Below are 13,292 nucleotides of genomic sequence, written 5' to 3'. Positions count from 1 at the left end.
CGCAGGTCAGTTTTTTTATATCTGAAGAACAGAGGTCACTCGTTAGAACACTTACAGGACAATTTTAAATTATAGAAAATTAGTTGAGATTAATGATGGGCTGAACGCATGCCCATTCATCGATCATGTATAATGATAGATGGGTTGTATTTGAGCGGGAACGGTCCAGGCATTTGAAGCTGGTGAAAAAGGTAGGATGAATGAAGCCTTCCTATACGCAGTATGGCATAATTCGCGATTAGGAGAGTGATCATGTGATGTCTAATGAACATGGCGAGATGAAATTATTGCGCAGAACGGTTGAACCGATATCCAATCAGATGAATCGCAATAAGGAAAGTCAGGAGCAGGTGCATACCTTCTTACCGATATCGCTCTTGCTCGCTGACGATAACTCCATTAATCGGCAGGTTGTGCTGATGCAGCTCAAAAAGCTGGGCATAACCCGGGTGGATACCGTCTCCAATGGGGAAGAGGCTATCACGGCTTTTCTCAGCAAAGATTATAGTTTGATCCTGATGGATAATATGATGCCTCTAATGGACGGACTGGAGGCGACACGCAAAATCAGGGCCATAGAAGAGAATGTGCCGCGGCACTCCATACCAATTATTGCGATGACCGGAAATGTTATGGATGGAGAGAAAGAGAAATGTGTTGAAGCCGGGATGAATGATTTTATCGGCAAACCCTTCACGCTTGAAGCTCTAAGCAACGTGATCCAGAAGTGGCAACAATCATCCGTGTCTGGAAAGGCTGCCAAACGATAGATAATATACATATATGTTTCACGTGGAAGTTCGTCTGAAAGAGAGGGAATGTTCATGTTATTATACGGTCTTGCTATTCTGGTGCTAATCGTTCTTGCTCTATTATGGTTTGGTGGGCTTTACTTCTTCAAAACTGCCATTCGTCGTGCTCCAAAATCATTTCTGGTTGATAATCCGAATCTGATGCCCGAGCCGGATAATGAAATTATCAGCAGTGCGTCTGACGTGGCGTGGCTTAATTCGCAGCCAACCGAAGATATAGATATGGAATCCCATGATGGATTAAAGCTGCACGGGACATGGCTTCCTTCTCGAAGCGGATCGCAACATCGAACGGTTATTCTGGCGCATGGTTATTCGGGAAAAGGCAGGGAAATGGCGGGTTTTGCTCGCTTTTATGCGGAAAAACATGGCTATAACGTGCTGATGCCGGATGATCGGGGTCATGGTCAAAGCGAAGGTAACATCATCGGATTTGGCTGGTTGGACCGCAAGGATTATGTTCAGTGGGTCCATTGGGTTCTCGACAAGGTAGGCTTAGAAACGGAGATCATCTTGCACGGAATTTCAATGGGAGGCGCTACCGTACTGATGACAGGGGGTGAAGCTCTTCCCAAGCAAGTGAAGGCCATCGTGTCGGATTGTGCGTATACCTCAGTGAAGGAGGAGCTGATCTTCCAGCTCAAGCAGCTCTACAAGCTGCCCGCATTTCCGTTTATTCCTGTGACCAGTCTCATCTCCAGGTGGAAAGCGGGCTATTTCTTTGGGGAGGCGTCCGCATTAAATCAACTCGCCAAAGTTCAAGTCCCGGTTCTTTTCATTCATGGTGAGGCGGATACGTTCGTGCCGACGGAAATGGTTTATAGATTGTATGAAGCTTGTCCAACAGAAAAGGAACTGCTGACTGTTCCCCGTGCGGGTCATGGGACAGCGTTCCAAGTGGATCGTACCCGATATGAGGAGGTACTTGAATCCTTTTTGACGAAGAGCTTTTCGCATTCATCTGATTCCATTTAAGCATCCAGGGTATTAAGTAGAAGATGTACTTAAAGGGGAGGTGTGAGATGCCACGTACACCTAGAGTTTGTTCGTATTGTCATGAAGAAATGGCAGAGGATGAGTTCAAATGCAAATCCTGCGGCAATCTCGTTGTGACCAAAACAGCTGTGCCTGACTTACCATACATGACGGAATATGAAGAATCCGTGTTGGATCAATATTCAATGGTGCTGCTTGTTCTGATGACATTATTTCTTCATTTCTTCCTCCGGTAGCCATGGTCATTGGCGGCGTGATGTTATTTAATGACAGTATGTATAAGCGGGACACAGGTAAACTGCTCGTCACCGGGGCATTTGTAGTCATGGTCATTCTAACCATTATTCTGTTCGCAGGTTCGGGGACATTGACGATTAACTTCTAAGCCATGGAGGTGCTCTTATGGAAAATAAACAGTTTGAGGCTGCAAGGAAAGCAGAAGCAGGTTACCATTCCAACTTCTATCAGAATAATGAATTATTTGCGTCCGGTACCTGGATGTCAAGGCCTATGCCAATGGTTATGGACATGCTGGAGCGTCTGCTTGCTCATAAGACGGAGCTGCGTGTTCTGGATTTGGGATGTGGTGTAGGCAGACATACGATACCGATTGCACAGCGTCTCGGGCAAACGAACAGTGAAGTTATCGGTGTGGATTTGCTGGATGAGGCTGTAGATGGACTTCGCAAATATGCGAAAGAATATCAGGTTGATCATATTGTACAAGTAGAGAAAGCGGATGTTGAGCATTACGCTATCGAGCCGGATCATTTTGATTATATTGCTGCTTGCTCTTGCCTGGAACATGTTTCCAATAAACAAGCCTTGATAGAAGCTATAGAACGACTACAAGTGGGAACATGCAGAGGCGGCATACATTGTATTACGATGAGTACAAGTGTGGAGGAAATGGAAATCAATACCGGCCGAACAATTGAACCGTTGATTGAATTGAATCTACCTACAGCAGAGGCTGTCGCATTACTGGAGAATGCTTATACTGACTGGAATATTCTGCTCCAGGAACATGTAACACAGACGATCGAAGAGGAAAAATATGATGAACCGACACAGTTCCGTTGTGAACTGCTTCGTTTCGCTGCACAGAAGCAATAACAGCTCTGCCGGGATCGAGTAGTTTGGCCCCGGCAGACGTATTACTCGATAGCAATAGGAACATCGCAAGAAGCATCATGGGACATGGGAAATCATCACACCAGAACATGGGGGATAAGAATGAGTACATATGTGATTGGGATGGATGGCGGGGAAGCCATACACGTGTAGCATTGGCCGATGTGCACGGAAGGGTTCTGTCATACGTGCAAAAGGGTGGTTGCAACCGTTATCATGATGCCAATGCAGAACAGCACGTATTGGACGGCATCGCTGAAGCCATTGCCGGAGCCGGGTTAGAAGCAGGACAGATTGCTTCCATTCAGGCGGGGATGGCTGGGCTGGATCGGCCTGAAGATACGGTCTGGGCTGAAGCATTGCTCGCCCAAACCGGTATCCTTGGCATAATCAGCGCGGTAAATGACACGCAAATTGCACATACGGCAGCCTTTGGTGGTGAGCCGGGCATTGTAGCTATTGGAGGCACGGGCTCTCTGATCCTGGGTAAAACGGAACAGGGGACCTGGCTTCGCAATGATCAGTTTGGCCACTATGCACCAACAGCAGCACGTTTTTTGGCTTATGACGTGGTGCATTCGATCCTTGCTGGTCGTTATGGGCGCCAGGATCAGCCTCTGATTGAGCAGATATTAGCCTATTGGAATGTAAATTCGGTTCCCGAGCTTGCTGCGCTGGGCGTATCAGGTTTTGCTGAAAATAAACAGGCCATGAATCGGAAATTTGGTCAAATGGCTCCCTTGGTGACTAAAGCCGCCGCCCAAAGTATCCCCCTTGCGGTCAGAGTAAGTGACTCAGCAGCGGATACGGCTGTTGTAGGTATTCTCTTACTTGCATCATGTTTTAAAGATCAGCAGGTATCCATGACGCTTACAGGAAGTTGTCTGAGTACACCGTACATGGTGGAGGCCGTCCGAAAGGGGCTGAATGCAGCCTATATACCGGGAGGACAACAGATTCATTACATTACCAGCAATGTGTCGGCAGTTGGAGGTGCGCTGCTGGATGCATATCATTTGGCAGGAATCCAGGTGCCGGAAGGCATGACGAATGTCATTCAATCGGAGCTGGAACGCTACACGACTTGAACTTTTACAGGCTAACGACTACAATACGATAACGGAAACAAGCAAGTTATAGGAGGAATCAGGGTGTTAATTCATTTGAAATCACGCATACAGGAGCCGGAAGTGCAAGAACTGCTGTCTTACTCGGTCTTTCCCGATCCGGATCATCTGAATCGTGCGTTACAACAATATGTTGACAAGGACGAGCTGCATTTGGACGGTTATGAAGACGAAGGCCAGCTGATAGGCCTGATTGGATATGAGAAAACAGGAGCTAGTGAGGTCACCATTCATCATATCGCAGTCCTGCCAGAGAACCGTTTTAAAAATTATGGTCGTGGCATGATTTCACAGGTGCTGGCCCAATATAATCCTGACAGATTGATCGCGGAGACCGACGTGGAAGCTGTAGAGTTTTATCGAAATACGGGATTCGTGGTGTATAGCCTGGGTGAATTATATCCGGGTGTGGAGCGTTTCCGTTGTGTATTAGAGAAGGACGAGGAGCAAGACGAAGACTAGTATCGGTCTACTACTGTGTAACATAAAGAGAGCATATCATAACAGGATGTTGGATTTGGCGAAGCAGCTGAGTCGGACGTCCTGTTTTTTTTGTCGTTTACTTAAAAAAATAGGAAAAACGTATTGCTTTGTAATATAGTTTCATTATAGAATAGTTTCATTGAAGAATAGTTCGATGTATGAACTATATTTGGGAGGAAGGAGAATCAAGGATGAACACACCGGATGCCAAAAGTTTGGTTAACCGCTATTTGGATGCTTCTTTCCTGGTAACCAAACGGTTTGATACCCAGATACGTGAACGCCTGGGCCAAACCATTACCACAGATCAGTTCTGTGCACTTCGTATGATTAAAGAGAAACCGCTTTGTACGCCCTCCGATCTGGCAGAGCTTCTGTGTGTGGGAAAAAGCAGTATCACCGCACTGGTCAACAAGCTGGTGGATCGGGATCTGGTCCATCGGGCGGGAGATGAGCGCGACCGCAGAGTTGTGTATTTAACCCTGACGGATAACGGACGGGAAGTATACAAGGAAACCGAACAGGAAATACAGCAGCTACTGGAGCCGTATCTGGTTCATTTTAAACCAGAAGAGGTCCAAAATTTCATTGAATCTTTTGAGAAGCTTGCCGCTTTGCTATCGCATGAAGGAGGACAGGAGAACGAATGAGAACGATTTTGAAAGCGCGATGGTGGTTGATGGGTCTATGGGTCGTTGTAGCTGCCGTATTGATGTTCACCGCCCCTAACATGAGTGAATTGATTCGGGAAAAGGGACAGTTCTCGGTTCCTGAAGGGCACTCGTCCACCCAGGCAGCGGCCATTCTGGACGAAGCCGCGGCACAAAAAGGAGAGCAGCAGGGCAGCCAGCTGGCTCTTGTATTTTATAATCCGAACGGTTTGGGTGCCGATGGTAAAGAAGAGGCAGAGCAGGCTGTTAAGAAACTGGAGGCCGAAAAGAGAAACTGGGCATTCTGTCCATACTGGAGCCATTCTCTCAGCCTGAACTATCAGACAAAATGATTTCTGCCGATGGCAAGACGATCTTAACATCGCTTTCCATTGATCAGGGAGATCGTACAGTCAAGGAAATGCGCGAAGACCTCAATGAAGCATTGTCATCGGTCAATGTGGAGCATTACATAACCGGTAAAGGCTTAATTGATGAGGATACGGTGGAGAGTTCCCAAGAGGGGCTCAAGAAATCGGAATACATTACGGTTGTATTTATTTTGCTCATTCTGTTCCTCGTATTCCGCTCATTCGTAGCTCCATTTGTTCCGCTGCTTACGGTGGGGATCAGCTACATCGTTTCACAGCAGATTGTCGCGTTCCTTGTGGATGGACTAGACTTCCCGATTTCGACGTTTACACAGATCTTTATGGTGGCGGTCATGTTCGGGATTGGTACGGACTATTGCATCCTGTTGATTAGCCGGTTCAAGGAAGAATTGGCTCATCATGAAAATACGTGGGATGCCATCATCGCTACCTACCGCACAGCAGGCAAAACAGTATTCTTCTCCGCACTCGCCGTGCTGGTTGGATTCATAGCCATTGGTTTTGCACAGTTTATGCTGTATCGTTCCGCGGTAGCGGTCGCTGTCGGTATTGCCGTGATGATGCTGGCATTAGTCACGATTGTTCCGTTTTTTATGGCGGTGCTGGGCAAAAGGTTGTTCTGGCCTTCCAAGGGTTCACTGGAGCATGCCGAGAGCCGGATTTATGGTGCAGCCGGTCGTTTCTCCCTGAAACGTCCATGGGCAGCCCTGCTCATCGTTGCAGCGGTATGTGTGCCATTACTGGCGACTTACGACGGCAAACTGTCGTTTAACAGTCTCGATGAAATTGGTGACAAATATGATTCGGTCAAAGCATTCAATATCATTTCGGACAGCTTCGGTCCGGGTGAATCCTTGCCGGGTCAGGTCGTCATCCAGAATGATGAAGCAATGGACAACGCCAAATATATGGCGCTCGCCGAGAAGATCAGCCGGGAAGTGGAGAAGGTGCCAGGTATCTCTGGTGTCCGCAGCATGACACGTCCAACCGGTGATGAGATCAAGGATTTTGAAGTAACACAGCAAGTGGGGACATTATCTGATGGACTGGGTGAAGGAAAGACGGGTCTGGATAAAATCCGTGATGGTCTGAGCGAGGCCAGCAGTCAGTTAAGCAAAAATGAACCACAAATCAAAGAAGCTGCTGATGGAGCAGGAGAACTGTCAAAGGGTACTTCCCAGCTGCAGTCGGGTATTACACAGTTATCTGAAGGACTTCAGCAGATTGAAAAAGGAATCCGTGACGGCTCTTCAGGTGCCGGGGAACTGAAAGCCGGACTTCAGAAAGCCAAAACGAGTGCTGATCAACTTGCACAAGCGAACAATCAATTGCTTCAAGCCTATCGTCAGGCAGGAGCCGGTGTCGCTGCCCTGGGTGATGGCGTAGGTGAACTGCAACAACAGCTCACAGGTGTATCTACAGCGTTGACCAGCTTGAACGAATCGTTCACAGCACTTGAGGAGCGCTATCCTGATTTGCTGCAAGACGCCGATTATCAGCGTATCAAAGGAACCCTTGGTGAGACGGGTGCCGGAACGGCACAGCTCGCTCAAGGATTGGGCCAAATTCAATCCAAGCTGGGCGAAGCCGCGGCTGGAATCAATAAGGCTAACGAAGGCTTTGCCTCCGCAGCTTCCGGACAGAAGGCACTTGCCGATGGTCTCGGTCAGATTGTGACGGGAATCAGTCAGTTGCAATCCGGTCTCAAACAGGCCGCTGATGGTCAAGGTAAAGTCATAAGTGAAATTCCTTCCATCCAGAACGGACTTGGTCAGCTTCAGGGTGGTCAGGAGAAAATTCAACAAGGCTTCTCGGATCTGAGTGGTCAACTGACGCAATTGACGGATGGTCTTAATCAGAGTGTTGATGGAATCGAACAGGTTTCAGGTGGACTCGATTCAGCGCAGGACTACCTGACACAATTGCAAAATTCTCCTGATTCCGATCTGGCAGGCTGGTATGTTCCTGAAGAAGCACTGAACAGTAAAGACTTCACGCAGGTATTCGATACGTATCTGTCCAAGGATCGGAAAACAATGACGATTGACGTTATTTTTGCCGAAAATCCATATGGGACAGAAGCGATTGATCGGGTTCCGGATATCGAAGCTGCTGTACATCGTGCTGTACAGGGAAGTGCACTTGAAAAAGCGGATATCGCCATTGGCGGGGTAACCAGTACGTTTGCAGATCTGCAGGAAGTCTCCAACAACGACTATACACGCACGGTCATGCTGATGCTTGCAGGAACGTTTATCATTCTGGTCCTGCTGCTCCGTTCGGTCATTATGCCGCTGTATCTCATCATCTCGTTATTGCTGGCATATTTCACATCCATGGCCCTGACGGAAGCGATCTTTGTGAATATACTTGGATTCTCGGGCATCAGCTGGGTTACACCGTTCTTCGGCTTTGTCATGCTGATTGCACTCGGGGTGGATTACAGCATCTTCCTGATGGATCGTTTCAATGAGAATAAAGGCATGAAAGTGCAGGATGCCATGCTGTATGCCATGAAAAACATGGGTACAGTCATTCTGTCTGCAGCCGTTATTCTGAGCGGTACCTTTGCCGCCATGTATCCATCGGGAGTACTTTCGATGATGCAGATTGCGACGGTTGTACTCAGTGGACTTATCTTGTATTCTCTTCTATTCCTGCCATTCTTCGTTCCTGTAATGGTGAAAATGTTTGGCCGTGCCAACTGGTGGCCATTCCCGAACAAGGAACAGACAGATTCCGTTGAATCGGATCGTAATATAGGCATGTAATCAAATGATTAATGAACAGCTCCGCTGGCATTGCCGGCGGGGCTTTCTGTATTGTTTTATGCAAGAAAATCGTGAAACGACAAATAAATGTGTATGCCTACGGACACCACCCCGCGCTTTGTCTCCGGTCTTCTCATACGATATATAGGAATTGAATTGTATGTGGAATAGTTAATAACACAGCAGAGAGGGGCGGCGGGATGGTATATCGATATGTGGCTATAGGAGATTCATTAACGGTAGGTACAGGAGCGCTGCTGGGCACCGGCTTTGTTCCTTTATATCGGAGAATGGCAGAAACGAATGTACGTACGTTTGTATCGATGGATAACTTGGGTGTGAATGGACTTACGTCAGGGGAAATGCTGCAGATGATATCCAGCAATCCAAGAGTACGGCAATCGCTGCGTGAAGCAGATATTATTACGTTATCGATTGGTGGAAACGATCTGATTCGTACGTTCAAAGCGAGTGGCGGGATCCTGAACGCAAGTAAAATGACACAGGTGCTTGGCGAAACGCGTAGCAACGTGTCCCAGATTATGAGGCACATCCGGCAGTTGAAAGGGAACAGTGTATATATGGTTCGTACGATTGGGTTGTACAACCCGTATCCGCAAGCAGCCGAAGCATCATATTGGGTGCGGCAATATAATTCATTTCTCAATGGTGTGGGATCAGGGAACTATGCCTGTGCCCAGATCTATGACCGGTTTGAAGGGCGTGAACGTGAACTGTTATTTTGGGACAGGGTTCATCCAAATGCAAAAGGCTATCGCGTAATTGCAGAACAGCTAAATCGTACAGGATACTATCCTTTTGCCTGATCAGCAGGGGTTAAAGTTTAGAATGACGATTACCTTGAAACCGACTAGACCGAAAGAAATACTTCCGTTAAGATGAGGACATATAGAGGTTGTATTTACGTGAGATAAAGGAGTTATTTTTGGTGAAAATCATCGATTCAGATTCCCTAAACGATTCAGAACAGCAGCTGATATCTACAGTTTTATCCTCATATGGATTCACGTCCCATTGGAACGCTCAGCGCGGAAGGGGAGGAATGAACAACTCTACCTTTATGGTAGAGATAGACCAAGAATGTTACGTGCTTAGGCAGTATGAAACGCATAACGATCAAGAGAAAATTGCTTTTGAACACGAGGTGTTGTCTGCATTATTGCGTTCAGATTTGGAGCTTCATGTGCCTGCACCCGTTAGCCTTCCTGATGATAAAGATACGACATTTCTTACTGTACAGGATCGTCTAACAGGCCATACCAAAATCGTAACCTTGTTCCATTATCGTGAAGGCCACAATCCGGTCTGGATTACACCCGATCAACTGATCGGACTGGGCAGGGCGGCGGGGATGTTATCTTCTGTTATGGCGAGCCTTCCCATATCTCTGGCTCCCGTTTACCCGCCCTATTATCAAATTCAGGAGGCTTACCCGCTCTGTTCACCGGAGAAACTGTTACAACTATGTACTTCACCCCCGGATACGCTCATGGCATGTGCGGATGACCTGCAGAAGCTGAGGATGGTGTTGCCAGACTTGTTCGAAACGCTGCGAGGTATGGAGGTTTTGCCGCATCAACTGGTACATGGGGATTTGAATGCATCCAATGTATTGGCAGACTCTCAGGAAGGCATATGTGCCATATTGGATTTTGAATTTGCCACATGGGATCTGCGGGTGATGGAGCTTGCTGTTCCCATGTCTGACCTTCTGACGATGGACAAGGATGAAGCATGGATTTGGGCGGCTTTGGAGGGATTAATCCAGGGATTCAGACAACAGGTCAGCCTGGAACCAAAGGAGCTGAGCGTAATTCCAGAGCTTGTTTTGCTTCGAAGTCTGGATGTGGTCATGCACTTTATCAGTCGGTTGTTCGAAGGTACAGATGAGCCAGAAGTGGCTGTGCAGCAAATCAGAACGCTGAGAGAACGGGTAGACTGGATGAAAGGTAATGAGGAACGGCTGCGGGAGCTGCTGATGTAGCGATAACCATTGGAAGAATTTCGATGTGCAAAAAAGTGCACTGGACCTGCCTTGAGGCAGGAACCAGTGCACTTTTATTTGATGAGATCGTTTACCATGAGGGTTGTAGACACTCATTCACATAATATCTAGCTGCTAAAGCAAAGGAATTCAGCAGTCTACAGTCCGCGCTTGCGGAACCAACTGCGTACAGCCCAGCGACGCTCCTGGCGTTTCTTATATTTTGGCAGGGAGCGATATACGTTCAGTGATTGCTCGTAGGCTTGCTTTGCATCATCAGTACGCCCAAGGGAACGGTACACCGAGCCAAGCAGATAATACGCTTCACTGGATGAGGAATGAATCTCCTGGAACTGCTGAACGTATGCCAAAGCTTTGTCCCGGTGAGTATCCTTAAACGCACCTGCAAGTGTCAGATAAGGACGTCCATATTTTACTCTTGGATTAATATCCAGTGCCTGCAAAATATGACGCTCACCTTGTTCCGTTTGGCCCAGATGAAGTTCAGTTGTACCCAGCGCCTCCCAGTATTCGGCTGATTGCTCGTAAGGACGTTCCAGTTCCAGCAGTAAGGCATGAGCTTCACTATACCGTTTGCGTTCAATCAACAGACGGGCCAGATCCAGCTTGGAAGAGACTTCATTCGGACTCATGGCAAGCTGCTGCCGAAGCCGTGAGATGTTACGCATACGCTTAAGTGGCTTCATGAAGCTTGGCATCACCCCAACATAGCGACGATCCAGGAAATACAGAATGATGAGGAAAATAAGAACCGCCAAGAATGGATTGCCTACAATCCGCCACAGCAGGCCAAAGATTAGAAATTTAATCAGCACAACAAAGTCAACTCCAATTATGATGTAATCGCATTTCGAACACTTAAAATATATTTGGATTGGTCCAGCGGGTTAACGCCTCTGCGTTTCCGCGTGTGTGTCACATCCGAAGGACAATCCTGATACCCGGCAAAAGAAGTGGTCAGCACTCCACGTCCACTCGTCTCTGAACGCAGTTTCACCGGATAATCCATGGAGCTTGCCAGAGGCATACGTCCTTCGACGATGCATCGTCCGCCTCCGATGATCGGTGCTTCAAAGGTTGCCCGCATATGTACGAGATCACTGAGCGCCTTGCCTCCGTACTCCTCCGGGACTGTTAACCGGAAATTCAGAATAGGTTCCAGCAGGGTTGTACCGGTGCTTGCCAGTCCGTCCATGATTCCCATCGGCGTGGCTACTACAAAATCCAGTGGATGGGTATGCCAGACATGGTGCTCTCCCTCAATTAGCGTGATGCGCAGATCGGTAACTTCCCATCCTAGCAAGCCCTGAGATAATGCTTCGGGAATACGGCGCTCCACCTCATTCTGATAACGAAGCAGGAGATGATCCGTTCGGACGGTGGATGAATAGATCAGGCCGCTGCCACGGGGCAAAGGCTCCATGCTGAATCGAAGAATGGCCCAGCACGGCTTGGGCATCGTATACGCGATGAATCCCTCCCCGGAAGAACGGGGAGTTTCTTTATAGATGACGGAAGGTGGGTCGAATACGACATCCAGTCCGAAACGACTCATCAGCAGGCTGGACAGAATCTCAAGCTGAATGGTTCCCATGACTTTAAGATGCAATTCCCGTTCTTCAGGCAACCATTGCAGATCAAGCAGGGGATCTTCGTCTGTCAACTCCTGCAATGCCGCTACAAGGTCAGGATAACGTGCCGTGTCTTTACCATGGACCTGCACAGTCAACAAGGGAACAGCCATCTGTGGTACAGGCGGCACACCTTCAGGGCTGCCAATAATGTCACCAACATGGGTTTCGCTTAGTCCGTACAGTGCGGCGATTTGTCCGGCATGAACAGCACCCGTGTCTGCCCATTTCCGCCCATCCATCCGGCGAATCTGGGTCACTTTCTCTTCCAGCTCCCGAGTGGAGTTATAGATCGTATCCCGATTATGCACGCTGCCACCATACATGCGAACATAGGCTGTACGGCCCATCGTTTTATCCCGTTCAATTTTGAATACTACCCCGGATACCGAAGCATCTTGAGGCTGTGCAGGTGCAGGAAGAAATTCAATGATGGCATCCAGCAATTCAGTTACGCCGATCCCTTTGCCCGAAGCACCATAACAAATCGGGAACACTACGCCCTGATGTACCTGTTTGCGAAATGCTTCATCCAGCAAGTGAGCAGGCAGCGTTTCACCATTAATGTAGGCTTCCATCAGATCTTCGTCCAGTTCGGCAAGTAATTCAAAAAGGCCGGGTATGGATGAAGGGGAGCCCATCACCTCTGTTTGACTCGCGTTCCAGAGGGTGTCAATACCGTCAAACACGTCGTCATTCATACGATAGGATTGAATTCCGCATATGAAGGGAGAGAGGCTGGAGCGGATCTGATCGATAACCGTCTCAGCAGAGGCGCCAATCCGATCCATCTTGTTAATATAGATCAGGGTAGGAATTCCAAGCGAGCGGAGAGCATGCCAGATGGTCTCGCTCTGGGATTGAACCCCTTCTACGGCGGACACAATCAGAATGGCCCCATCCATAACACGCAGGGATCGCTCGACTTCAGAGCTGAAATCAATATGTCCTGGTGTATCAATGAGATCAATAATTGTATCTTTCCAGATCAAAGAGGTCATAGCCGCCTGAACGGAAATGCCTCGTTCCTTTTCAATATCCAGAGAGTCTGTTGCCGTTGTTCCATCATCTACGCGACCTGGACTACGTACGACACCGCTTTGGAATAACATATGTTCCGTCGTTGTTGTTTTCCCTGCATCGACGTGTGCGAAGATGCCGATATTTCTGCGGTTCAATTCGTTTAACATGGGATGTAAGGCTCCTCTGACAGCAGAAACATATCGTTTCCGACATTGTAATTCAGTATTATATCATACCACATGGAGTG

General features: G+C 48.0%; 12 protein-coding genes and 1 pseudogene. 11 read left to right on the top strand and 2 right to left on the bottom strand.

Going from position 1 to position 13,292, the window contains the following annotated elements; translation table 11 throughout:
- Nucleotides 1–257: 257 nt before the first annotated feature.
- From ACTWJ7_RS23655 to ACTWJ7_RS23605, 11 genes and pseudogenes are all read left to right on the top strand, one after another.
- Nucleotides 258–770, top strand: coding sequence for a response regulator (locus tag ACTWJ7_RS23655; protein WP_079347079.1), 513 nt, complete (start codon nucleotides 258–260; stop codon nucleotides 768–770).
- 54 nt (nucleotides 771–824) lie between these two features.
- Nucleotides 825–1,787 carry an alpha/beta hydrolase gene (locus ACTWJ7_RS23650; RefSeq protein WP_301879303.1) on the top strand — a complete coding sequence of 321 codons (963 nt, stop codon included), beginning with the start codon at nucleotides 825–827 and terminating at the stop codon, nucleotides 1,785–1,787.
- 47 nt (nucleotides 1,788–1,834) lie between these two features.
- Nucleotides 1,835–2,044, top strand: a complete 210-nt coding sequence (locus ACTWJ7_RS23645; protein WP_301879302.1) for a hypothetical protein — start codon at nucleotides 1,835–1,837, stop codon at nucleotides 2,042–2,044.
- 20 nt (nucleotides 2,045–2,064) lie between these two features.
- A complete protein-coding gene (locus ACTWJ7_RS23640) occupies nucleotides 2,065–2,193 on the top strand; it encodes a hypothetical protein (protein WP_301879301.1) in 129 nt (42 codons plus the stop codon).
- Nucleotides 2,194–2,210: 17 nt separating this feature from the next.
- The gene (locus tag ACTWJ7_RS23635) at nucleotides 2,211–2,924 is read left to right on the top strand and encodes a class I SAM-dependent methyltransferase (protein WP_301879300.1); all 714 of its coding nucleotides are present in this window, start codon (nucleotides 2,211–2,213) and stop codon (nucleotides 2,922–2,924) included.
- A gap of 23 nt (nucleotides 2,925–2,947) precedes the next feature.
- A complete protein-coding gene (locus tag ACTWJ7_RS23630; protein ID WP_443145922.1) occupies nucleotides 2,948–4,030 on the top strand; it encodes an N-acetylglucosamine kinase in 1,083 nt (360 codons plus the stop codon).
- A 63-nt stretch (nucleotides 4,031–4,093) separates the two neighbouring features.
- A complete protein-coding gene (locus ACTWJ7_RS23625; RefSeq protein WP_301879298.1) occupies nucleotides 4,094–4,531 on the top strand; it encodes a GNAT family N-acetyltransferase in 438 nt (145 codons plus the stop codon).
- A gap of 212 nt (nucleotides 4,532–4,743) precedes the next feature.
- Nucleotides 4,744–5,202 (top strand): MarR family winged helix-turn-helix transcriptional regulator, encoded by a 459-nt coding sequence (locus ACTWJ7_RS23620; RefSeq protein WP_079347067.1) that lies wholly within the window; start codon nucleotides 4,744–4,746, stop codon nucleotides 5,200–5,202.
- Nucleotides 5,199–8,365 (top strand): annotated as a pseudogene (locus tag ACTWJ7_RS23615) (MMPL family transporter). Before ACTWJ7_RS23620 ends, ACTWJ7_RS23615 begins: the two are co-directional and overlap by 4 nt.
- Nucleotides 8,366–8,565: 200 nt before the next feature.
- Nucleotides 8,566–9,192: a GDSL-type esterase/lipase family protein gene (locus tag ACTWJ7_RS23610; protein WP_079347063.1), complete on the top strand. Its 627-nt coding sequence runs from the start codon at nucleotides 8,566–8,568 to the stop codon at nucleotides 9,190–9,192.
- 236 nt (nucleotides 9,193–9,428) lie between these two features.
- Nucleotides 9,429–10,370: a phosphotransferase enzyme family protein gene (locus tag ACTWJ7_RS23605; RefSeq protein WP_143805403.1), complete on the top strand. Its 942-nt coding sequence runs from the start codon at nucleotides 9,429–9,431 to the stop codon at nucleotides 10,368–10,370.
- Nucleotides 10,371–10,528: 158 nt separating this feature from the next.
- On the opposite strand, the gene ACTWJ7_RS23600 is transcribed toward ACTWJ7_RS23605, so the two are convergent.
- The gene (locus tag ACTWJ7_RS23600; protein WP_079347059.1) at nucleotides 10,529–11,206 is read right to left on the bottom strand and encodes a tetratricopeptide repeat protein; all 678 of its coding nucleotides are present in this window, start codon (nucleotides 11,204–11,206) and stop codon (nucleotides 10,529–10,531) included.
- A 17-nt stretch (nucleotides 11,207–11,223) separates the two neighbouring features.
- Entirely contained in the window at nucleotides 11,224–13,212 is a 1,989-nt protein-coding gene (locus tag ACTWJ7_RS23595) for a GTP-binding protein (RefSeq protein WP_079347056.1), read from the bottom strand.
- Nucleotides 13,213–13,292 lie beyond the last annotated feature (80 nt).

Origin of the sequence: Paenibacillus sp. 1A_MP2, from assembly GCF_052244825.1 — a bacterium.
Classification (GTDB): domain Bacteria; phylum Bacillota; class Bacilli; order Paenibacillales; family Paenibacillaceae; genus Paenibacillus; species Paenibacillus vandeheii.
This window is presented reverse-complemented; position numbering and strand designations above follow the sequence as displayed.

What these genes read in the sequence shown, in the direction of transcription:
- ACTWJ7_RS23650 (WP_301879303.1), top strand. Translation starts at nt 825, where the DNA reads ATGTTATTATACGGTCTTGCTATTCTGGTGCTAATCGTTCTTGCTCTA.
- ACTWJ7_RS23645 (WP_301879302.1), top strand. Translation starts at nt 1,835, where the DNA reads ATGCCACGTACACCTAGAGTTTGTTCGTATTGTCATGAAGAAATGGCA.
- ACTWJ7_RS23620 (WP_079347067.1), top strand. Translation starts at nt 4,744, where the DNA reads ATGAACACACCGGATGCCAAAAGTTTGGTTAACCGCTATTTGGATGCT.
- ACTWJ7_RS23595 (WP_079347056.1), bottom strand. Translation starts at nt 13,212, where the DNA reads ATGTTAAACGAATTGAACCGCAGAAATATCGGCATCTTCGCACACGTC.
- ACTWJ7_RS23635 (WP_301879300.1), top strand. Translation starts at nt 2,211, where the DNA reads ATGGAAAATAAACAGTTTGAGGCTGCAAGGAAAGCAGAAGCAGGTTAC.
- ACTWJ7_RS23610 (WP_079347063.1), top strand. Translation starts at nt 8,566, where the DNA reads ATGGTATATCGATATGTGGCTATAGGAGATTCATTAACGGTAGGTACA.
- ACTWJ7_RS23640 (WP_301879301.1), top strand. Translation starts at nt 2,065, where the DNA reads ATGTTATTTAATGACAGTATGTATAAGCGGGACACAGGTAAACTGCTC.
- ACTWJ7_RS23655 (WP_079347079.1), top strand. Translation starts at nt 258, where the DNA reads ATGTCTAATGAACATGGCGAGATGAAATTATTGCGCAGAACGGTTGAA.
- ACTWJ7_RS23605 (WP_143805403.1), top strand. Translation starts at nt 9,429, where the DNA reads ATGAACAACTCTACCTTTATGGTAGAGATAGACCAAGAATGTTACGTG.